The sequence below is a fragment of the Bacteroides faecis MAJ27 genome, from assembly GCF_900106755.1.
Lineage (GTDB): Bacteria > Bacteroidota > Bacteroidia > Bacteroidales > Bacteroidaceae > Bacteroides > Bacteroides faecis.
The window spans coordinates 72206-96216 of sequence record NZ_FNNN01000006.1; the positions used below are offsets into that span (position 1 = coordinate 72206).

The following is a 24011-nucleotide window of genomic DNA, read 5'->3' on the forward strand; positions in this document are numbered from 1 at the left end:
AATATAAGCAAAATATAAAAAAGAAGAACAATTTTCCACGATTTACTTTCGGATACAACGGATGGCGTAAGCTTTATCCAACCCGGTGTTTCCCTCTGCTATTTCGTTTTTATCACTTCTCAACAAGAATATTTTCTCATCCGCATCTGTCCCTGCTTCATTCAAAGTCCAATAAGAAAGATATTTTCCTTCATAGGCAGACTGAAACTTGCCGGCATACATTCCTACCGGATATCCATCAAAACCCGTGAGATTGGTAGCAGTTCCTACTATTGCACCGGCACCGGTGCTTATTGCTTTCCATGTCCCGGTTTTCAACAAAGAGGCATCATTGCTCAAATAAGTTTTCAGCATATTCCAATCATTCCAATCAGGCATATTCCACCCCACAGGAAGCAGCTTATTACTGACAATTGTTCCAAAACTATAAAAATAATAACTCTTATCTGTTTGAGACAATAGATAACCTGTCGCTCCGGCATTCATAATCTCCAGTTTCGGAATTTCTTCTCCATCTATATATAATGATGTTTTCAGATTACTTCCCATCCAATACTGCGTACCAATTTTCACTATCGGGTAATTGTGAATACTACTCCCACGCACATCACGCATTATATCTTTCATGGCCAATACGGGCAACATTTCTTCAGGCATAGACAATGCAATTTGTCCGTCAGGCAAAATATACACCTTACTTCGAGCAGCCTGATTTCCAGGAGTATATTTCAATGAATGTTCTTTCAAATCCCACGCTACAGTTCCGCCGTGCACTTTATCTGCATGTCCGACCAATTGTACTACCGTTCCCTTGGATAAGTCAACCGCATGGTTATCTTTCATCGGATAAACGACAATTGCCTGTGAAGAAAAATCAGGGGTCACCAGATATTCTTTACATATTTCTGCTACCTGCTGCCCAGCACTCAACACTTTATACACCTTCGAATCATCAAATACCAATTTTGACACATCCACATAATTATGGAAGACTTCGGACCCGGACTGCCCTGTATTTCCATCTTCCCAACTATTGATTTCTCCTTCGACTTTACTTATCAAAACATCTTCGGTCGGGATGAAGGAAATCGCCAGCTCACTCTGCTTACCACTCTGCAACTGCAATGAAGAGGGCAATGGGCTGGTATATATCTTACCTCCAACATCCAATACGATATATTGATAGCCCAAAGTGGTTTCCTGCGGAATAAGGATTACTTCTTTTCCGCTCAACCGATCTCCCTGTATCTCCCATTTTCCGGCAGGAGTAATGCTTTTCTCATTAGAAAAAGCGGAATAAGTTTCTTTTTGGAAATCATAAATCGCCTTAGTATAAAAACCACAAACAGAAAGTTTTGGGTCAGCATCCAGTATACCCTGCAATTCTTCACCTTCCTTTCCTACCAAAGCGATTTTTAATTTGAAGAATTTGTGATCATAATGCAGGGCGATGGCTCCTTTAGGAGCTGATTGCAGATTTTGAGAAGCAACCAGAAAATCAGAGCAGAAATAGCCGGCAGAAAGATTTTGATCTGTTTCTACCGCCACCGACATCGTACTTTCTCCCATATTCACTCCCTCTTCCTGATAAGGATAATAACTGATCAAACGTAATGTTACCTCATCATCAGGATAATAAATCGGCTCACTGGACTCAAAAACTTTTTCGGAAGTACGAAAGAAACGCAAATTATCCGCATAACGTTCTTCCTTCATGGTGGAGGACCCTACAAGGGCAAATACTCCCACTTCATCATTCTCTTCAAAGCCATTGCCAGCAACACGTGTATATGTCGCTTCATGAATATCAGCAGTAAATTTCAATGGAATATCTCCATTGCTGACTGCAGCTTTCTCTCCCGGAATATGACTTACACATGCTAATACAAAAAAAGAAGAAAAAAGACATACAGCGATTCCTTTTTCCATTCTAAACAAAATATTCATGTCCTCTTTATTTAAATATAAATAATAAGAAATCTTTGATTGGGCAGAAAGAAGGACATAAGAGGAAGTATTCACTTTCAGTTATGAGATTCCACACAACACGTCTGTTGCGACTGGAGAATCATCAACTCCAACATTTCATTCTGAAATGTCAAAAGCAAAAGTATAAATCATAAACCAACCAATACTTCATTTTCTTAAATAATATTTATATTCATTCATAAGTATCAAATTAGTAGCACTTTATGAATCAGGGATATTTCAAAACCAAATAGGCTTACACATTATTATATTAGTAATCTAACATTTTCAAAAAGAATAGCCTATTTCTACCCCGGCAATATGTTTACCTTTTGGAGACTCATACTGATAACAATAAAAAACATCTAACGCCCATCGTTTAGCCAAAGCTATCTCTACTCCAGGCCGATAACGCATACGATCTGCTCTCCAAAAAGGAGCATCATCCAAACTTTGATAAATTTCAATTGAGAAGTAGGGGGAAACGATTCCTTTTTCAGGTGCATAAGCTAATTTTAAGCGGGAACGAAGGCGAGCTTTTGAATCTCCACGGTCAAAAGTTTGCTGAAACCTTTCTCTCAAAGCAATTTTCAACCACTGATATTGAAAACTTGCAGTTGCTCCAAAGTTATAACGGTGTCTGAATTTCCATTCCGAATCTCCCAAATTCCGGAAATGAGTTTCATATCCGGCTTCCAGTTTCAAAAATGAATAAGCCCGATACTCGCCTCCAATGGTCAATCCCAAACGGTCCATTCTACCTACGTCATCCTTTGTCCGAAACTCCAGATTGCTTAAAAGTGAAAATCGGGGATCGATCTTATAGTTCACTTTGAATTTAGTCCATGTAGTGAAATCATCGCTTTGTGCAAATGCAGTGGAAGTCATTCCAGCCAATAGCGCAAACAGCAGTATTTTATTAATTGCAAATATTCTACTCATCGATTACCGGGTTAAAAGTACAAAGATAATAAATCTCCCGCAAAGAAAAATTATGATACTGAAATAATTCTGAAATATCAAGGCTCATTCCTTTAAAAGAAATACCCCGTTAGTTTTAAAGGAACAGGTCGTTGGTTTTAAACCAAGAGCCCGTTCCTTTAAAAGAAAAAGTACCTATTTTATACTCCACTGATAATCAATGCTTTATTTTTGCTTCGCATTCCACACCCATAAAGCGAAAAATACCGACAATATAGCCGATCCGATCCAAAACCAATTGATATAAGTAAAGTCGTAAACCTCTACCCCATTCCGGATCGTTTTATGTCCTTCAATCAAAACTCCGCTCATGACATCTTGCAGCCCGGCTCCGATATAACTGGCAATCCCAACAACTCCCAAAGCAGCTCCCGAAGCATTGCGAGGAGCAATATCAACAGCCATCAGCCCACCTAAGAAACAAATCAGTACTCCGATGCCCAGTCCAAAGAGGATCATTGCCACAGCATCGAGCCAAAAGTGTACCCCTGGCACTAATAAGAACAAACATAATGCTAAAACATTCGTCAGTCCGAAAATCAAAGCCGGAACATTACGCCGGCCACCAAACAATTTATCAGAAATTACACCGGAAAACATGGTGCCGATAATCCCACAAACAGAACTAATGGAAATAATAAAACTGGCATCCAAAGTGGAATATCCTTTCTGTGCTTCCAGATAAAAAACTCCCCAACTGTTTACCGCATATCGGCTGATATACATAAATGCGCTTGATAAAGCAAGTATCCAGATAGCAGGCATTGTCAGAACCTGCCGTTGAGCTTTATTAAAATCTGCCGTTTCAGAAGCACTCATCGTTTTCTTTTCTTTCGAAACATTGACCGGAGGAAAGCCCTTACTTTCGGGACTATCATGAAAAAAACGCCATACGATTAATGCCCCCAGCAATCCTACCATACCTGCCCCAAAGAAACCATAACGCCAGCCACAAACACTAACAATAGATGCTACAATTATAAATGTCAGTGCTTCACCAATATTATGACTGGCGGACCAAAAGCCATAATAAGAGCCACGTTCTTTATCCGTGAACCAACGGGAAAGTCCGACTACACACGAAGCAGCCCCCATAGACTGAAACCAGCCGCTGACTCCCCAAAGAACAGCAAACAAAATAAATGAATGGGTGAAACCGAGACAAAGATTAATCAATGCGGTAACAAGCAGGCCGGTAGTCATAAAACGATTTATATTACTTCGATCTGCCAGAAATCCATTCGTAAATTTACCCACCGCATACGTAAAGAACAGCACCGAACCGATTATTCCGAGTTCCGTTTCAGAAAAGATTCCCTCGTCTACAATCGGTTTCTTTACTACATTCAAGCTCAACCGGCAAACATAATACATACCGTATCCGAAAGTTGCCGAAAGAAAGGTAGACCATTGCAGATATTTCAACCGACGCTTGCCGGATGAAGACATAACGTCTTCGTTACAAGGTCCCAGTGAAGAGACCTTGTAAAAATTTATAAGATGTTTCAACATGAAGGAATATCTTTAGTCGTGCAGTTTCTTTTTACGCAAATATTCGAGTAATAATGCCGGGCGGTCTGTTTGAATCAGCTTAGCCCCCTGATTCAAAATCCATCCCCAGCTATCATCCGGTTGGTGTAGTTCTACCGCGCGATCGTCATCGTGACCTCCACAAAGTTCAGGCCACAAAGAATTAATGAAAAGCTTGGCACCACTATCACGTACTTTCCTGATCAAGCGAAGCATTTCTTCATTATCATCATTAAATACCAGTTCATAAGCAGTTGGTTTCATGTGCAACTGATAATCATTGATTATCTTTTCCGCTCCTTCTTTGTGCAGATTCACAATAGGCATAAAAATAACCTTATCAAGTACATCACCATTTTCTGCTTTCACTCGTTCATAGGGGAGTCCTGCTTTAATTACACAATGGTCAATTGTTCCTGTTTTTTCAAGTACAGCATAAGCTTCCTGAAAATAATCGTAACCTTTATCGATATTCACCATTATCTTCCCTTTGCAAAGTAACATAACTTCTTCGAGAGTAGGAATCTGATGTCTGGTTTTACAGCCTGCTCCATTTTTAAGTCGCATTGCTTTCAGTTCTGCCAGTGTATAATCCTCAGCGTTTCCTTTTCCCGTCATTGTACGGTTAATTGTCTTATCATGCATGACGACCAAGTGACCATCTTTGGTCTTCTTCAAATCTATTTCTACCATATCCACTCCCATATCAATGCAATTCTGTATTCCTTGCAATGAATTTTCGGGAGCATTTCGCCAGTCGGCACGATGAGAAACGACCAACACTCTATCGGAATAATTTCCTAACAGGTTTTCTCTGATTTCCGCAATCCGATTTTGGGCAACAGCCAGTTGCACCAGGCATAAAAGCAATATAAAGTTATAAATTCGTTTCATAAATTCAAATATTAAAATTATTAGTTCAGCTTACCGTTCTTCCAGACCATCTTTTCTCCCCACATAGGCACATAGGTCTGGTCACAGTTAATCTTGGACGCCCGTTCTAGTGCCATGTCCAATGACCATCTGGATGCATCAACACCTGCATGAGCCATTTCCAGAATATGAGATAACAGAACATAATCCGGCTGTACCTGTCCCGCTCCGGTACCTAAAATATTATTCTCAGTCAGCGCATTAGGAGCATAGCGGGGAATCAAGACATTGACATGTGGCGCAATGTTTGTATATTGTTCCGGTTTAAAATTGGAATCACCGACATGCATAAAGACGAAATTTCCAGCATCATCTCCACAGTCTATCTGGAAGATAGTTACGAAATTGGATAATCCGGAATTATTATGATCGGTAATACAAGTACGGATTTTAAATTTACCTATTTCATAATCTTTATCTCCCTTTGCCGTGTAGGGATAAGTGGTGTCCTTCAAATAATTGGATAATACCGGCTTACCCAAATCAAACATCGCCTGAATCAAATCTGTACTATAATGATCAGAATGCTTATGCGTCACACAAAGGAAGTCGATATAGGGTGCAAGTTCCTTCGCCCAGCGATGAGAAATATCAATAGCAAAACATCCGGAAGGAGTCTTAACTATATATCCCATGTTATAAAGCAACCAGATTTCTGCTGTGCCATTCTCTACTTTGGAGTTTTTAATTCCGTCCATCACCCGGTCAAAAGCACTCCGGTAATAGTATAAGATCGGTTCACTCTTCTCCATACTCATACTTGCCTGATCAAAACCATTCAGAAAACTGATAAAATAGTCATCCAGACATTTATCGGCATATCCCTGAATAGTGCTCAAAGCATCGGCACGTTCAGTATTTACAATTGATGGAGAAGTTCCCCATAACTGTTGGGTAGTGGCATCTACCTTTGCTGCCAGTTCCGCAAGAATTCCTTCGTACCCGGTCTTCTTATCATTATTATCATCGTCACTACAACTTGCAAGTCCTATTGCCAGCAGGCAAAACAGGAAATATTGTATTCTTCTTATATTATTCATATTATTTCAGTGTTTTATAGTCATCAATTATTTTATCGAAGGTCTCTGCAATCCGTTCAAGAGCAGGTCTCACATTATTATTTTCGTGATCCTTCGTCGCTTCATACATGAAAACGCCTTTATATCCGGTCTTCTCCAAATCGTACATCAACTTTCCCCATTTTATATTTCCCTGTGTAGGAAGCCAGTGGCATTCGTTCACCAAATCAAAATCTGAAGCATGTATAGTGCCGATACGGCTACCTACTATTGCCACAAAGTGCTCTGTCGTGCCTTTGGTATAGTGATTTGTATCAAAGCACACTTTTACGTCCGGGATATCTCCGACAATCCTCATAAGTTCCTCCGGAGTATTTCCCAAACAGGTTCTGGGCAGATTCTCTATACAAAGTTGAGCGCCAATCCTATCAGCATATTTCTTCAGATAAGCAATAGACTCCGAAGCATTGGCAATCCGTTGCGCCCGAATACTATCGGCTATCGGTTCCGAACTTGGATGCAAAACCAGGCAAGTCGGTTGAAACATGGCACACAATTCTATCATCTCTGCCATAAAATCTACATTTTCCTTCCTTAACCGATCATCCAGAACTGAGATATCCAGCGTTCGGGAGAAAGGAAGATGAATAGACCAGACTTCGATATCCGCACTGTCTATCTTCGCTTTCATTTCCTTTATACGTGGAATCACTTCATCGACAGGAACTCCCCTATAACATTGATTAAAGGCCACCTCGACATACTTCACACCAGTCGCTTTTGCATGAAGGAAGTCGGCAGCAGCAGGTGCTTTCCACACTGCTGTCGTAGTACCTACTTCATATTTCTGCGCATATCCACAAACAGACATCACCATAAATGCGATAAAAATCAATTTTCTCATCACCGTTTATTTTTGTCGGTTTGTACCTTGAATATCTCCACCCCGTATACTCCAGGAATCTGTTTCCAACGTTTTATTAATGTCAAACGCTTTTATAGAACCTATATTGCTCGCTCCAATAGTACCACAATAAAGACGCTTGTCCGGACCAATCGAAACGGACGCCATTACCTGTTGACCCACAGATTCTTCATAAACAGTACTTCCATCTGCCGTATTAAGTCCGAAAATCTTATTATTTGACTGCGTTCCGATATAAAGAACACCATCTGTACTCAACGCAGCACCACTGTAGTTCAGGTTATTATTTACCTTCTTCACCCATACTTTTGAACCGTCAGCGTCTACGGCGTAAACTGTTTGCGAGCCTTTTTCAGTAAAGTAAACAACACCTTTCTTATCTACGATAGGGAAATAAGCATCACCGCCTGTTGTCGGATAGGTCCATTTTTTGGTTCCGTTCGTGATATCAACAGCAACAAGTCCAGCCTTTGACTTCAAAGTTGCGTAAAGCGTGTTGCCATTCAAAGCAAAAGTTCCCTGCTCCGTCACATTGACACCACTGAGTTTCCAAAGTTCTTCCTTATTTGCGCTGAAAGCATAAATAGCTTCACTGGTACCTGCATAGATATTTCCGTTTCTATCAATAGCCACTGCACTGCCTGTTGTCCCATCAAGAGATTGTTGCCATTTAATCGCACCATTCGCAACATCGAGTGCATATAACGTACTTTTATTAGTCAAACAATAGAGTACACCATCAGCAGACAAAGCAGGGAACGCACCTATCGGTCCGTCTAATTGCAATGACCATTTCTGAGTACCATTCGGATTTATGGCATACACATTCTTGATAGAAGCATCTCTCACGCACTGATAGATAGTACCGTCAGACCCCACTAATGCACCGCCGCCATAAGTTATTTTATCAATGGCAAATACCCATTTGAATTCGCCGCTGACTACATCTAAGGCAAACAAATGCCCGGCAGGCGTTGAAGTCGGAATATACATCGTCTTTCCATCTGGGGAGAATACAGGATTGGACGTCTTGACATATCCTGTTAATCCGTTAAAATTCAGATTCAGACTATCCCATTTATATCCGACAACATTAATTTCCACACTTCCTGACTCCGTCGTATTATTCGTATATGTTACTGTAATAGTAACTGTATAAGTTCCAGTAGCAGCAAAAGCATGCGATGGAGTCGCTTCAGCAGAAGCAGTACCATCACCAAAATCCCAACTGACGGATTTAACATTGCCACCAGTAAAATACATATCGTTATAAGCAAAGACAGCAGACTCCCAGACAACCAATTCCGTATTGACTGCTACCGGATAAATAATTCCCGGAGTAGCCACCGCTTCCGCCGAAACAGAATTCCCCATCGGATAAATACAAACAACATCAAACTTATACTCCTGATCATTAGTCAACCCTTCAACCATATATTCTTCCAATGTTGTGTCATCCAATTTGATAACCTGATTGCCGGGACTTACGGTAATCTGATAATTCGTAAACCGTTCGCTGGCAGGCTTCTTCCATCTCAGCCGGACTTTCTTGTCTCCTGCTGACGCAGTCAGACCAGTCACCGGATATCTTGCATTCTTTGGCGTACAAGAAGCAGATCGCTTACTCGCCAGTCCTCCGGTATAGCGAGGTTGTACGGAGAATGTATAAGCAACATCATTGACAAGATCACTGACAGTTGCACCGGAAGCCTCAGCCTCCACAGTCATTTGCCCTCCTTCCGCTTCCGAAGAGCCCGAAGTCCAGCTAATAAGATATTCATCAGGACGGGCGTCCGGATATGCTTCCCAGGAAAGTGCCACATTCATATCTCCGGCCGTTGCCGTAAGCGTCTTTAATTCATATAAATCAAAACTTGCTTTTGGCAGTTCTTCGTCACAAGCTGCACAAACTGCCGTAATGACAAACAACAAGCTATATATTATTTTTTTCATCGTCTGAATTCTTTAAGTTTAACCATATTAATACCCCGGATTCTGCCACAACAACTCAGTATTGTTGATTCTTTCCAATTCCGTTTTAGGAATAGGATACAGAAACTGGAAATCCTGAATTGTATGTCCCTCCGCTTTCATAGCTTCCTTGGCACCTCCCATGCGAACAAGGTCAAACCAACGGTGTCCCTCATAAGGAAATTCCTGTTGGCGTTCCAGCATAATGGCTTTACGGAAACTATCCTGATCTGCCAGTTCCGTAATCTGAACCGGAGATAAGCCGGCACGGGTATGTACCGCATTCAAAGCAACCATTGCATCAGAAGTCTGAGAGTTGCTATAGCTGATTTCGTTCAGTGCTTCGGCATACATTAACAGTACATCGGCATAACGAAGAATAATCTGATCGTTACCGACGGTATTGTATGTCGCACTTTTCAAATCCTTGAATTTATTCATTACGCAGACTTTATCTTCTACTTTCACATAAGTGATCAGGTCTTTGCGTTTATCACCGTCTTTATAGCACTCCTTCAAAGCCTTTGTCTGGTTAGTATCATCTGTCAGGTTGATAATTGAAAACCAATAGCCATGTCCTTCACCCTCAACGTCCTTATTAAAGCGCACTGCGAAAATGATTTCATCGTTCATTTTATTATCGACATCAAATACTTTATCCGGTGTGGGCATCAAAGAATATCTGCCTATCAGTTGCGAAAGTACATTGCGTGCCTCTGTCCACTTATGGAAAGTCAGATAAATCTTTCCCAGCAATGCCATTGCAGCACCGGAGGTCGCACGTCCCGTATCAGTACCCGTATAAGAAGAAGGCAACATATTCTCATTGATAACCTGATTCAAATCGCCGGTAAGAAAATCAAAGACCTGCTGCTCTGAGCTTCTTCCGATTTTAAGAGCTTCAGCCACCGTCACCACTTTATCAGTCATCGGAATTCCACCCCACAAGCGATACATATTAAAATAAGTAAGAGCACGCACGAAAAGCGCTTCCCCTTTATATTGTTTCTTCAACGTAGCATCAAAGTCAGCTGCGTCTATTTTGTCCAATACCAAATTACAGCGATATACTCCGTTATTAAAATTCGCCCAGGCGGATTCCAATATTCCATTAGAGGCTTTATCCGCAAACTGATCTATATCATAACGGTCTTGTGTTCCGGCAGTAGGAGCACTCAACGACAGGTTGTCACTCCGATATTCGCAGCATTCCGTGAAGTAGGAAACCTGTCCCTGCAATTTAGAATAACAGCCGATCACTGCTACATTAAAATCGTCTGCTGTCTTGTATACTTTATCTGTAGGCACACTGCTACTTGGCTCCAAGTCGAAAAAGCTATCTGTACAGGCCACTGATACAAAAGCAGTTGCCAAGAATAGGATTTGTCTATATATTTTCATATACCGTATATTTTTTAAGGATGACTAAAGTGTTATATTTAATCCAAACAAGAAAGTTTTCGCCAGCGGATATGTTCCGTAATCTTCACCCGGCGAAAGTGAATTGCTCGGACGTGCATTTACTTCCGGATTGTATCCACCGTAGTTGGTAGATGTCCAAAGGTTCTGTCCGGAGACATAGACTCTCAACTTCTCCACAAAGAAACGACGTGTCAGATTCTGAGGCAAAGTATATCCTAACGTTACATTCTGCAATCTCAAATAAGAACCATCTTCCAGATGCCAGGTTGAAGTACGGCCATTATAACCTTTCGATTTGCGGTTGGCACGGTTCACCTGACCATTTCCGGGGTTATCCGCACTTTTCCAGCGATTCAGGGCAATCGTGGTACCATTGGTGTTTCCTTCCAGATTATCAATATAGCGACGATTCAGATTCAGAATCTCATTACCGTAAACTCCCTGGAAGTTAAAGTCAAGATCAATGCCTTTATACCATACTTTACCACCAAATCCATAGGTGAAGTCGGGCATATAGTTACCTACTATTGTACGGTCTTTGTCCAAGTCCATCACACCGTCTCCATCCACATCTACAAAACGGAAGTCTCCCGGCTGAGTATTGCTGAAATGAGGATATTTCTTCAATTCTTCTTCGTTGGAAAAGATACCGTCCTGCACCAGCAAATAGTAACATCCGATCGGTTCGCCTACTTTTGTGATATAATAAGCATGATCTACGCTTCCGGTAGAGATAATGGGAGCATTTCCCGGACCAAGAGCTTTTACTTCATTGGTATTCGTAGCATAGTTGGCATTAAAAGAATACCCAAAGTCTTTGGTGAAATTTTTCTGAGATGTCAAGGCTATTTCCCAACCACGGTTATTTACTTTTCCAATATTCATCAGGGCAGTGCTGTATCCGGTCAGATGAGGAACAGGAACATTCAGCAACATATTGGAGGTATTGGTATTATAGTAATCAACTGTTATCCCCAATAATCCTTTGAACATTTGCAGGTCCACACCGACATTGACCATTGCATTCTTTTCCCAGCTTAAATCATCATTCTTAATTGTATTGGGCTTATAACCTTGTACCAGTTGCCCGTTACCCGTACCCAGTATATAATTATCAAGAGCCATCAATGATAGATGATCGTAGTTGCCTATCTGAAAGTTACCTGTAACACCATAACTGGTTCTGATTTTCAAGTCATCTACAAAGGAGAGAAATTTCGCCTTCGTGAAGAAATCCTCCCCGCTAACTCTCCATGCCAATGATGCGGACGGGAAATATCCCCAGCGGTTATTTTTTCCGAAACGGGAAGAACCATCCACACGAATAGCTCCGGAAGCCATATATTTACCTTTATAACTATATTGCACACGAGCCAGATAGGAAGCAATCGACCATTGGGTCTTATCAGACGCCCCCTTTATAACTGTTCCACCGGAGATCGTCTGTATATAATCATTCGGAAAATCGGTAGCCGTCACATTATCTCCTTTATAAGTTTCTTTTTGTGCAGATTGCACCAGAACCGCATTAATCGAATGATCTTCATTAATCACTGTATTATAATTAATCTTATTCTCAATCAGCCAATTAAAATAAAAACCGGAGGAGCTGTATGCAGTAGGGTTCGACTTGATATCATAATATTTCTGGCCCAGTAAGGGTAGTTCTGACGAACGATACTGATCATTATGAGAACCATAATAATCACCACCGAAAGAAATATTATAAGTAAGTCCCTTGAAAAGTTCCAGTTCGGCAAAGACTTTCCCTACAATTGCCATACGGTCTACTACGTCCGATTGCAGATTGGCCATTGCCACAGGGTTTAATACCGCATTGTGCTGATAGTCATTGCCAATTCTCCAATAGCCATTTCCCTGATAGTTATAACTACCGTCGGAATTATATACCGGCCACACAGGAGGCATCATCAAGGCCGACTGAACAATACCATTCGATCCGGAAGCATCCACCCGATTGGAAGTCGAATAAGAAGGAGAGAAATTAAGACCGAATTTCAGTCTTTTATATTTTCCGTCCAGATTCATACGCATGCTATATTTCTTGAAATCAGAATTGATGATAATACCTTCTTTATCATAATAATTGGCAGAAATAAAATAACCAACGGTCTTTCCTCTGCCGGAGATAGAAACATTATGGCTGGTTGTAGCCGCACTACGGAAAATTGCATCCTGCCAGTCTGTGTCCGTTAATCCCTGATCGCCGTTCAGATAAGGAAAAAGTTCTGCAGGAATCCGTTCCCATGAATTCGGACGCATACCATTAGGGTCATTGGGTGAACCACCGGGATTAGCATCCAGATAAGAATTATCATGCCCGTCTTTGGCAAACTCCGCAAACTGATAAGCATTCAACATCGGAAGTTTTTTCGAAACACTCTGGATACCATAATATCCATCATATTGTACTTTCATTTTTTCCGACTGCCCTTGTTTGGTAGTGATAATAATTACCCCATTTGATCCGCGGCTACCATAAATCGCAGCAGACGAAGCATCTTTAAGTACCTCTACCGACTCGACATCATTATTATTCAGATTGGCAAAGCCACGCTCCACAGGTACACCGTCAATGATATAGAGAGGATCACTCCCCGCATTGACTGTACTGATACCACGAACACGGATACTGACACTTCCTTCCGGGTCACCGCTCGGCTGAGTCACTTGCACTCCCGGCATCTTTCCAGCTAATGCCTGACGAAAGTCGGAAGCAGAAACCTCCGCAATCTGCTCGGCTTTCACGGAAGAGATGGAAGTAGACACATCCCGTTTCCGCTGTACACCATATCCTACCACTACTACTTCATCGATCATCTTGCTGTCTTCGGTCAACGTAATCTTAGCCGTATTCTTATCTTTTGCAGAAAGGCTGACGGTCTTATAGCCAATATAGGAAATTGTCAATGTAGCCGATTCCGGTACATTCATCAACGAATATCGTCCGTCCATATCGGTAATCGTACCACTGCCCTCTCCTTTGATCTGGACACTGGCACCAATAACTGGCTCTCCCTTATCATCTACAACCACTCCCTGAACGGTACGTGTACGTTGAGCGCTTTCTTCTTTAAGCGGCTGTTTACTGACAGCAATTGTATTATCGGTCCTATTGAAATAAAGTTTTGACTGAGTAGTTATCACTCCCAGAATTTGTTTAAGCGTAGCGTTTTTTACATCAAAAGAAACATGCGGAGCGTTATTTACCGTTTCCTGATCGTAGATAAATTTAAAGTTGGTCTGTTCACTGATTTTATTGAAAACATTTTCTACCGGCTCGTTTTGTACACGGAGCGTAATGTTGTTCTCTTTCAATGTCTGAGCAGCAGTCGGAGCAACTAAAAGGAAGGTGAATAGTAAAAAAGCTAAAAACGAGCAGCTATTTCTACTTTTTCCTTTACAAATAAGAAGATTATTCATAAATTTGTGCGTTTTAGTAATTGACTAAAGTTATTAAAAACAAGCAACGTGCGATACGTTATTCATTTGGGTCGAAGCGAATGAATATCCGTCCGGGTTGCGGATAGAAGCATTCCTTAGGAGTGCTTCTATCTTTTTAGGGAGTTTCTATGAGGGTGATGCTTTCATTCTGTCCTTATTAACGGGTTAAACATTGATCTATTTTTTAATTCTCATTTTTTATAAAGAAGTATATTCCTGCCTTCTTTCTTATAATTGATATCACTGATAAATTCGATGGATTTAAGTACGGACTCCAGACTCTTATTGTCATGTTCACCGGTAATCAGATTATCAAATTCCTGTCCGGAAGCAAAGGTTATCTGACAATTATAAACACGTTCCAGTTCTTTTGCCACATCCCGGATCGGAGTACTGTTAAAACGCAGGCTTCCCTTGATCCAGACTGCTACCCCACGTTCTTCCTTCTTCTTACTATATTCACTGGAAACGGTATTTATCAGAACTTGTTCTTTTGCAGTCAATCGCATCATTGCTTCCGGCAGATCAACCTGTACTTTGCCACTCTCTACACTTACCGATACGATTTCATCCGTAGAGTAAGATTTTACATCAAACCGAGTTCCCAAAACACGAACATCCAGTCGCTTCGTCTGTACAATAAACGGCATATCTTCATTATGGGCAACCCTGAAATATCCTTCTCCTTCCAGTTCCACTTTCCGGATATCCCCTTGAAAAGAATCAGGATAACGTACTTGTGAACAAGAGTTCAACACTAATATAGTTCCGTCCGGTAATTCCACCCGTTTCTTCTCTCCAAAAGAGGTTGAGATTTCAGCGAAAGTTATCTGCTGCTCACTCATATACCGGAAATAGCTGATACTTCCTGTCACGATGGCTATTACAGCCGCCACACTGGCTGCAATCGTCATTACCCGACGGAACCAGGTACGTTTCTTATGTTCAATATGTTTCAGCAACTGGCGAGCCTCCTTTTTATACTTCTCACGCTCCAAGTCAGTAACAGGCTGCTGGCTGACGGATTCCTCCCAGACTTCGGCAGACAACTCATCCAATATATCTTTATGGTCAGCATCTCTCATACTTTCCAGTAACTGCGATGCTTCCTCCCGGATGTACATATCATCCAGATAGCGACGTAATTTGTTTTTTTCTGTCTTCGTATCTTTCATCATATATTCAAATAAGGGTGCTGATTTCTCCCCTTCGTATTAGTAATACACAAAGGCAGGAAACAGCTAGGGTATGATTAACATTTATTATAAATTCAGACAAAGTAGAATCAGCAATATGTCAGCAGAAGTACCCGAATATTTAGTCAAGTAGGCACGAATCACTTTCAACGAAACAGAAATATGCTCCTGTACGGTATTGACAGAGATTCCCAGCGCTTCGGCAATTTCTTTATGGGACATCTGCAAATCGCGGCTCATATTAAAGACTTCACGCTGACGGGGAGTCAATTGTTCCAGTGCGCGGCTAACGACATCCTTCAAATCATCGAACAATATTTTATTATTCGTTTCATTGGCCGAATCAACCGCATGAGAAAGGATATGCTCTTTCAACTTATCTTCATTCGCCATATCCCGTATCTGATTAAGAATACGATTGCGTACAATCGTATATAAATAGGAGGAGAAAGACGCATCCGGATTGATAAAACGCCTGCTTTGCCATACAACCGTAAACGCGTCCTGAAAAATATCTTCGGCAAACTCACGAGATTTGACGAACTTCATCGCAAAATACAGCAAGCGATTCTTATAGGCGGCATAGAGTTCGCAAAAGGCATCCTCATCGCCGTCTATCAGACGGAGAACTAACTCCCGTTCGTCCATAAGCGTGTCTGTTGCGTACATATTTTCTTTACTTTTGGGCACAAAGGTATTGTTATGATGTTACAAACGTATGTATTTTTTCTGAAATAAAAAAATAACCTTCTTTCTTATTGAGTTTCCGGCCGAGAACTTTGTGTACTCTTTAATTGTTGTCCTATTATAAAAGTGCGAACAAAGCACACAACAAAGTTCTATAAAAAAGAAAGGAAGATTATGAAAAAAGTAATCGACAGAGCTTCATCAAGAGGCTATTTTAATCATGGCTGGCTCAAAACCCACCACACATTCAGTTTTGCCAACTATTACAATCCGGAAAGAATCCATTTCGGAGCCTTGCGAGTGCTGAATGATGACAGTGTAGACCCGTCGATGGGATTTGATACTCATCCACATAAAAATATGGAAGTAATTTCCATTCCGTTGAAAGGGTATCTGAGACATGGCGACAGTGTACAAAATACGAAAACGATTACTCCCGGTGATATCCAAGTGATGAGTACGGGCAGTGGTATCTATCATAGTGAGTATAACGACAGCGATGAGGAACAATTGGAATTCCTGCAAATATGGGTATTCCCCCGAATCGAGAATACGAAACCCGAATATAACAATTTCGATATACGTCCGCTGCTGAAACCGAACGAGTTATCTCTGATCATTTCACCGAACGGCAAGACACCGGCCTCCATCAAACAGGATGCCTGGTTCTCTATGGGAGACTTCGATACGGAAAGAAGCATCGAATATTGTATGCATCAGGAAGGTAACGGAGCTTATCTGTTTGTGATAGAAGGAGAGATCAGCGTGGCCGATGAACATCTGGCCAAACGTGACGGCATCGGAATATGGGATACCAAAAGTTTCTCTATCCGCGCTACCAAAGGAACCAAACTTCTGGTAATGGAAGTACCCATGTAAAAAATATTATTTCTAGTTTTATTCTATTCTATTTAAATGAAGCGGTCCCACTCTACAGAGTGAGACCGTTTCTCATTGATAGTTATATCTTCGGATTATTTTTCCTTCCGATAATTCTCCAGTCCAGTTTGCAGGAATTCAATATATTTGGGAATGTCTTCATCGTAAGCATAAGACTTATTCAAAGGACTTCCCTGATTATCCAGCAATACATAGAAAGGCTGTGCATTAGCACCAAACTTCACACGTTGCAGATAGCTCCACTTATCACCGACTGTACGCAAAGTACGTTCCTTACCGTTCTCTACGATTTTCACAGGTTCGGTCAACGGAGTTTTATTATCCACATACAGAGTAATCAGCACATAATCATTATTAATCAGATCACTCACTTTCGGGTCCGTCCATACAGCGGCTTCCATCTTACGACAGTTCACGCATCCATAGCCTGTAAAGTCAAGCATCACTGGTTTGCCATTCAGACGTGCATACTCCATACCCAGATCGTAGTCATCAAATTTCGCATGTACTTCATTCTTATACAGATTAAAGTCTTGCGTATGCATAGGAGGAGCAAAAGCACTCACGGCTTTTAACGGAGCTCCCCACAAACCGGGAACCATATATACGGCAAACGCCAGAGAAATAAGTGCCATAAAGAAACGAGTCACTCCCACCTTATTGTCATCATCGTCATGCGGAAACTTGATTTTACCAAGCAAATAGAAACCCAGCAATGCAAAGATGACAATCCACAGAGCGAGGAAGGTTTCACGGTCGAGTAACCTCCAGCCATAAGCCAGATCAGCAACCGACAGGAATTTAAGCGCAAATGCCAGTTCCAGAAATCCTAACGTCACTTTGATCACATTCATCCATCCGCCCGACTTCGGCATAGATTTCAGCCATGACGGGAACAGAGCAAAGAGTGTGAACGGCAATGCCAATGCAATGGCAAAACCCAACATACCGATAGCCGGAGCCACCACACTTCCTGTAGTAGAAACCTGTACAAGCAGGAATCCGATAATCGGACCTGTACAAGAGAAAGATACCAGTGAAAGTGTAAATGCCATCAGGAAGATACTCAGCAGACCGGTAGTCGATTCCGCTTTACTATCTACCGCATTGCCCCACTTTGACGGTAATCTAATCTCAAACGCTCCAAAAAATGAAGCGGCAAAGATTACCAGCATCAGGAAGAAAAGGATATTAAAGACAGCATTCGTCGATAAAGCATTGAGCGCACTGGCACCAAATATCAGTGTGATAGCCAGTCCTAATGCCACATAAATAACGACAATGGAAGCACCATAAGTCCACGCATCACGAATACCTTTCTTCTTATCTTTGCTACGTTTCAGAAAGAAACTGACTGTCATCGGGATAATAGGCCATACACAAGGAGTGAACAGAGCCAGTAATCCACCCAGGAAACCTGTCACGAAAATATAAATCCAGGACATATCTCCCTGAGTATGTTCCTCGCCCAGTGCCTGCAATTCACTGATTACCGGACGCCAAAGGTCACCGGAAGCTACAGCAGGTTGAATATCGGCATTTGCATCCGTAGCAGAAGCAGGAACCAGTTCCATCATCGCAGCAGAGTCTTTGGACGCAGCAGAAGCAGTTACCTCTTCCGCCTCTTTTGTCTCCGGCTTATCAGCTTTGGCTACAGGAGCAGCCGTAGTTCCGGCCTTTGCTTCACCCGAAAACTTAAAAGGAACTTCTGTCGGAGGCAGACAACTCTCATCGTCGCAGGCTCCATATTCCAGATAACCTTCTATCGCATAAGCCCCACCAGTCAGCTTCACTTTCTGCACGAATTTGGCAGTATTCTCGAAATAGCGCACTTTCATTTCGAACAGTTTGTCGAAAGTAGCTATTTCCTTGCCGACAGGCTTCAATTTACCTACCAGTTCTACACCGGACTTCTTCTCCACATTAAATGTGGCAGAAATAGGTCCTCCGTCTCCAAGATCGGTAGAATAAACATGCCACCCTTTATCAATGGCAGCCGTAAACACGATCTCCGCTTCTGTATCAGAAAGAGAGTTCAGTTCTGTTTTAAACTTTACCGGATCTTTAATCTGCGCCTGCAATGTATAGGCTACAAAGCTTAAAAGCAGAAAAGAAATTAATTTTCTCATTTTCATTATTGGGGGTTATAATTCATAATCCACGCATGCACGACTGTCCTTTGCTTCAGCTATAATCTTTCCGGCTGCCACATGATCAGGGTGTGTTGCATAGAACTTCACATCCTCCAGCGTGTCAAATTCGCTATAGAGAGCTATATGCCAAGCCTCTCCCGGATTCATATTCAGTCCGACCTCAATCTTACGGATCACTGAAATCTTGGCGGGGAGCGCTTCGATAGCTTCCTTAAATTTATTCATCACTACGAGTTTCTCCGCTTCGGGAACTTCGTCTTTTAACTTAAATAATACAATGTGTTTCACCATTACGTTGTTATTTTAATGAATTGTTTCTATATTTGTCTTGTCAATGCATTACATTACTAATGCAAAATTACTCTATTTGGTTCAAATAACACTATAAAGAGATGTTAATAATAGGAATAGCAGGTGGAACGGGCTCCGGAAAAACCACCGTCGTACGAAAAATAATAGAAAGCCTCCCCGTTGGAGAAGTAGTACTATTACCTCAGGATTCATACTACAAAGACAGTAGTCACGTGCCGGTTGAAGAACGTCAGAATATCAACTTTGACCATCCGGATGCTTTTGAATGGAGCTTGCTTTCCAAACATGTGATGATGCTGAAAGAAGGAAAAAGCATCGAGCAGCCGACCTATTCTTATCTGACTTGTACCCGCCAACCGGAAACCATCCACATCGAGCCTCGTGAAGTCGTCATTATTGAAGGTATCCTTGCCTTGTGCGACAAGAAGCTACGCAATATGATGGACCTAAAGATATTTGTAGATGCCGATCCCGATGAACGCCTGATACGTGTCATCCAAAGGGATGTCATCGAAAGAGGACGGACAGCGGAAGCTGTCATGGAACGCTATACCCGCGTTCTGAAGCCGATGCACCTGCAATTCATCGAACCCTGCAAACGCTATGCGGACCTTATCGTTCCGGAAGGCGGCAGCAATGCCGTAGCTATCGATATATTGACAATGTATATCAAGAAACATTTGAAAAATGAAGAATGAAAGATAAAGAGTTCAGAATGAGTGCCAAGACACTGATCCTCCCCTTGTTTCTTATACTTTTGTGCTGTGTATTCGGATGCCGGAACAAACATCATGGCGAAAAGAATGAAACGGCACGTGATCTTCCGCAGATTAAAGACAGTGGGGAACTGGTAGTGCTGACACTCTATAGTTCTACTTCATATTTCATTTATCGCGGACAGGAAATGGGATTCCAATACGAACTCAGTGAACAGTTCGCTAAAAGTCTGGGACTGAAACTCAGAATCGAGGTAGCCAGAAATGTCCGTGAATTGATTCAGAAATTACAGTCAGGCGAAGGAGATATGATCGCCTACAACCTGCCGATTACCAAAGAATGGAAAGACAGCCTTTTGTATTGCGGAGAAGACATAATCACCCATCAGGTTATCGTCCAGCAAGGAAATGGAAAGCATAAACCATTGAAAGATGTAACGGAACTTATCGGCAAAGATATATATGTCAAACCAGGCAAATATTACGATCGCCTCGTGAATCTGAACAACGAACTGGGAGGTGGTATCCATATTCATAAGATAACGGGAGATAGCGTTACCACGGAAGACTTAATCACCCAGGTAGCACAAGGTAAGATTCCCTATACCGTAGCCGATAATGATTTAGCCAAACTGAATAAAACTTACTATCCCAATCTGAATATCGATCTTTCTATCAGTTTTGACCAGCGTTCTTCATGGGCTGTACGAAAAGACAGTCCCGAACTGGCAGCCGCCGCCACAAACTGGCATAAAGAAAATATGACCTCTCCTGCCTATACGGCAAGTATGAAGCGTTACTTCGAGAATAGTAAAATGATGCCCCACTCTCCTATTCTTTCACTTAAAGAAGGAAAAATATCACATTACGACGATTTATTCAAGAAATACGCCCAAGAGATCGGATGGGACTGGCGAATGCTGGCATCCCTCGCCTATACAGAATCAAACTTTGACACAACAGCCGTATCTTGGGCAGGAGCCAAAGGATTGATGCAATTGATGCCTGCCACTGCACGCGCAATGGGCGTACCCGTAGGTAAAGAACAAAACCCGGAAGAAAGTATAAAAGCAGCCGTTAAATACATTGCCGCCACAGACCGAAGTTTCAATATGATCCCTGACAAACAGGAACGGCTCAACTTCATACTGGCTTCTTACAATGCCGGCCTAGGACATATCTACGACGCCATGGCATTAGCAAAAAAATACGGAAAGAATAACCTCGTATGGAAAGATAATGTCGAAAACTTCATTCTGCTCAAAAGCAATGAGGAATACTTCACCGATCCTGTTTGTAAAAATGGATATTTCCGTGGCATAGAAACGTTCAACTTCGTACGTGATATTCAGTCCCGGTTCGAATCGTACAAAAAAAAGATAAAATAAGTAATAAGTATCAGGTAATAGGTAATAACCGTAGCTTATCAATAGTGTATCCGCACGGCTTATTACCTATTACTTATTACCTATTACTTATTTACTACTTGTTTCTGCCCGTCAAAAGGCTAACCACAACAATAGCCAGTATAGACAATGGTAATGCAAAGAGAATAGGGTCAATTACCGGAAACGGATATGTCTCAATCAATACATCCTTGCCAAACAGGAATTTACATATTCCCATTGCGGCAGCTTCTTTCTGATGAAGGAATATTAATGCAAAAGCACTGCCTAAAGTTCCTACCCAGAGACTTGCCATAACTCCCTGTTTCGTCGCTTTCTTCCAGTACAATGCACAAAAGTAGGCAGGAAGAAATGCAGCAGCACAGATACCCATGAAAATAGAAGTTCCGCGAGCGATAATATCGTGAGGCAGCATATAACAAATAATATAGCTGACCAAAATAGAGAAAAGTACTCCCAAACGAATCACATTTGTCAATTTGCCACGAGAACGGGGCTTATAAGTACCATAAATATCAGAACCAACCGATGCTCCCATTGTGTGGAACTGCGAACTAAGCGTAGACATACTTGCAGAAAGGATACAGAGCATAAACAAAGCGGCAAACCAGTCCGGCATAGCTTTATTGATGAAATAAGGAATGATTTTATCAATATCCTGTATCACTTCCGTGGCAACGGCTCCTTCTGTCTTCAAGAAGAAAAGATTGCTTAATGCACCGGCATGATAGATAGCTCCTACCGTTATAATCAGGAAAAAACAACCGATAAATACGCCACGATTCAACTGTTTGCTACTTTCTACCGTCATAAAACGTACCACCAACTGAGGCTGTGCAAGGCAACCGATTCCTACTCCCAAAATAAGAGAGGTAACCAATGAGTACCACTGCGGAGAACCTGTCACAGGCATTGCGGTCCATCCCTGATGCCCCAATGCCTTGAACTTTTCCGGAACCAGAGGGGCTATATTTGTCAATTCCTTGTTTGCTTCCGTAAAACCCATGCCAAGCACCTGATACAAAGAGAACAACAGGAACAACATACAGCCAAACATGATAACTGCCTGTAAAGCATCCGTATACATCACCCCCTTCATTCCTCCCGCAATCACATACGCAGCAATGACTAACGTAAATATCAGCAGAGATATATTAAAATCAATCTGAAAAATCTGTTCAATAAATACAGCGCCCCCTTTCATTACCACAGCAGCGTACAGCGGCATGCCTATAAATATGACGGCTGCAATGAACACCTGTATATTACGGGAACGAAAATGACGGCCTAATAACTGCGGAAAAGTGCTGACATTCAGTTTTGCTCCCATGCGCCGCGTACGCAAACCGAAGAATATGAAGGCGATAACTACCCCGACAAACATATTGAGGAAACACAGCCACTGAATACCCATACCGAAAGCAGCCGCTACTCCGCCAAAACCAACTATAGCAGACGCAGAGATAAACGTAGCACCATAAGAAAGCGCCATCACTATCGGATTCATCTGACGTCCGCCAACCAGATAATCACTGGTATTCGTAGTCTTCTTATATCCTAAAAAACCGAGGTAGGCCAATGACAGCAGATAAGCTATCACAATCAAGCCAAGAGTAAATGTATTCATCGCGTTTCGTCTTTATCGTCGTCCTTATTCCAATATTTCAGCCCAAACCAGGCAGCAAAAATCACACATATCACTGAGAGGATATATGGCAAGACTATAAAAGGGTCATCTATTCCAAACATTTGCGTATCAGATTTTAATCAATTAAGCCGCAAATGTAAGGAATTTATTGAAAAGACAAAACTTTTGTTTACTAATACTGATTATAATGTATCTTTTTCTCGTCATATTTCTGTTTCGGCTGCTCTTTTGTTGCAGGATAGCCGAAAGGGATGACACAAAGAGGAAGAATATTCTCGGGCAGGTGGGTATATTTGCGAACGACTTCCATACGATCTTCATACGGATAAGCAGCTGTCCATACAGCACCCAGCCCCATACTTTCAGCAGCCAGCAAAATATTCTGTGCTGCAGCAGAACAGTCTAAATACCAATAAAAAGAACGGGCAGAATCACCACAGACAATAATCGCATTACGGGCTTGTGTCAACATTTTGGCATAAGGAAGAGCCGCCGCCATCGAATCCAGTTTCGCACGGTCGGAAACAACCACAAACTCCCAGGGACGAACATCCTTTCCCGATGGAGCAGACATCCCTGCACGAAGCATTAAATCAATTTTCTCTTTCTCTACCCCTTTATTCAAGTAAGTACGCACGCTCTTACGCTCAAAGATATTATCCAAAGCGACATTTCCGGTGCCGGTTGTTCCTTTTTCCTCTTTTGAGGAAGAACACGAGATCATAGCAGTCATTGCCATGAGCATACACAAGAAAGAAAAAATCTTTTTCATTGTGACA

The 24011-nt window shown here is 41.8% G+C and carries 19 protein-coding genes; 3 read left to right on the top strand and 16 right to left on the bottom strand.

Annotated features, from left to right (window positions below):
* Positions 1 to 42: 42 nt before the first annotated feature.
* From BLW31_RS07025 to BLW31_RS07080, 11 genes are all read right to left on the bottom strand, one after another.
* Positions 43 to 1947, bottom strand: coding sequence for a fimbrillin family protein (locus tag BLW31_RS07025; protein ID WP_022301757.1), 1905 nt, complete (start codon positions 1945 to 1947; stop codon positions 43 to 45).
* Between the two features lie 309 nt (positions 1948 to 2256).
* Positions 2257 to 2910 (bottom strand): DUF2490 domain-containing protein, encoded by a 654-nt coding sequence (locus BLW31_RS07030; protein WP_022301758.1) that lies wholly within the window; start codon positions 2908 to 2910, stop codon positions 2257 to 2259.
* A 204-nt stretch (positions 2911 to 3114) separates the two neighbouring features.
* Positions 3115 to 4461, bottom strand: a complete 1347-nt coding sequence (locus BLW31_RS07040; RefSeq protein WP_010537484.1) for an MFS transporter — start codon at positions 4459 to 4461, stop codon at positions 3115 to 3117.
* Positions 4462 to 4473: 12 nt separating this feature from the next.
* Positions 4474 to 5373, bottom strand: a complete 900-nt coding sequence (locus tag BLW31_RS07045; protein ID WP_010537483.1) for a glycerophosphodiester phosphodiesterase family protein — start codon at positions 5371 to 5373, stop codon at positions 4474 to 4476.
* Between the two features lie 20 nt (positions 5374 to 5393).
* The gene (locus BLW31_RS07050) at positions 5394 to 6452 is read right to left on the bottom strand and encodes an MBL fold metallo-hydrolase (protein ID WP_010537482.1); all 1059 of its coding nucleotides are present in this window, start codon (positions 6450 to 6452) and stop codon (positions 5394 to 5396) included.
* Position 6453: 1 nt separating this feature from the next.
* The gene (locus BLW31_RS07055) at positions 6454 to 7335 is read right to left on the bottom strand and encodes a sugar phosphate isomerase/epimerase family protein (RefSeq protein WP_010537481.1); all 882 of its coding nucleotides are present in this window, start codon (positions 7333 to 7335) and stop codon (positions 6454 to 6456) included.
* Positions 7336 to 7341: 6 nt separating this feature from the next.
* The gene (locus tag BLW31_RS07060; RefSeq protein WP_010537480.1) at positions 7342 to 9309 is read right to left on the bottom strand and encodes an outer membrane protein assembly factor BamB family protein; all 1968 of its coding nucleotides are present in this window, start codon (positions 9307 to 9309) and stop codon (positions 7342 to 7344) included.
* Positions 9310 to 9336: 27 nt separating this feature from the next.
* Entirely contained in the window at positions 9337 to 10728 is a 1392-nt protein-coding gene (locus BLW31_RS07065; protein ID WP_008760507.1) for a RagB/SusD family nutrient uptake outer membrane protein, read from the bottom strand.
* Between the two features lie 24 nt (positions 10729 to 10752).
* A complete protein-coding gene (locus BLW31_RS07070; protein ID WP_010537479.1) occupies positions 10753 to 14193 on the bottom strand; it encodes a TonB-dependent receptor in 3441 nt (1146 codons plus the stop codon).
* Positions 14194 to 14405: 212 nt separating this feature from the next.
* A complete protein-coding gene (locus BLW31_RS07075) occupies positions 14406 to 15392 on the bottom strand; it encodes a FecR family protein (RefSeq protein ID WP_010537478.1) in 987 nt (328 codons plus the stop codon).
* An 84-nt stretch (positions 15393 to 15476) separates the two neighbouring features.
* On the bottom strand, positions 15477 to 16079 hold the full coding sequence (locus BLW31_RS07080; protein WP_010537477.1) for an RNA polymerase sigma-70 factor: 603 nt from the start codon (positions 16077 to 16079) through the stop codon (positions 15477 to 15479).
* Positions 16080 to 16271: 192 nt separating this feature from the next.
* Between BLW31_RS07080 and BLW31_RS07085 the strand changes: the two genes are divergently transcribed.
* Positions 16272 to 16976: a pirin family protein gene (locus BLW31_RS07085; RefSeq protein WP_010537476.1), complete on the top strand. Its 705-nt coding sequence runs from the start codon at positions 16272 to 16274 to the stop codon at positions 16974 to 16976.
* Between the two features lie 95 nt (positions 16977 to 17071).
* Here BLW31_RS07085 and BLW31_RS07090 read toward each other — a convergent pair whose 3' ends face one another.
* Entirely contained in the window at positions 17072 to 19126 is a 2055-nt protein-coding gene (locus BLW31_RS07090) for a protein-disulfide reductase DsbD family protein (protein ID WP_010537475.1), read from the bottom strand.
* Between the two features lie 15 nt (positions 19127 to 19141).
* Positions 19142 to 19441: a Dabb family protein gene (locus BLW31_RS07095; RefSeq protein WP_008760502.1), complete on the bottom strand. Its 300-nt coding sequence runs from the start codon at positions 19439 to 19441 to the stop codon at positions 19142 to 19144.
* 101 nt (positions 19442 to 19542) lie between these two features.
* Between BLW31_RS07095 and udk the strand changes: the two genes are divergently transcribed.
* A complete protein-coding gene (gene udk / locus BLW31_RS07100; RefSeq protein ID WP_008760501.1) occupies positions 19543 to 20160 on the top strand; it encodes a uridine kinase in 618 nt (205 codons plus the stop codon).
* 17 nt (positions 20161 to 20177) lie between these two features.
* Complete coding sequence (locus tag BLW31_RS07105; protein WP_029425473.1) at positions 20178 to 21566, top strand: MltF family protein; 1389 nt, start codon at positions 20178 to 20180, stop codon at positions 21564 to 21566.
* Between the two features lie 94 nt (positions 21567 to 21660).
* Here BLW31_RS07105 and BLW31_RS07110 read toward each other — a convergent pair whose 3' ends face one another.
* The 3 genes from BLW31_RS07110 to BLW31_RS07115 form a co-directional block, all read right to left on the bottom strand.
* The gene (locus BLW31_RS07110; protein ID WP_008760499.1) at positions 21661 to 23211 is read right to left on the bottom strand and encodes a sodium:solute symporter family protein; all 1551 of its coding nucleotides are present in this window, start codon (positions 23209 to 23211) and stop codon (positions 21661 to 21663) included.
* Complete coding sequence (locus BLW31_RS25030) at positions 23208 to 23333, bottom strand: symporter small accessory protein (protein WP_008766705.1); 126 nt, start codon at positions 23331 to 23333, stop codon at positions 23208 to 23210. Before BLW31_RS25030 ends, BLW31_RS07110 begins: the two co-directional genes overlap by 4 nt.
* Before the next feature lie 71 nt (positions 23334 to 23404).
* A complete protein-coding gene (locus tag BLW31_RS07115) occupies positions 23405 to 24004 on the bottom strand; it encodes a nitroreductase family protein (protein ID WP_008760498.1) in 600 nt (199 codons plus the stop codon).
* Positions 24005 to 24011 lie beyond the last annotated feature (7 nt).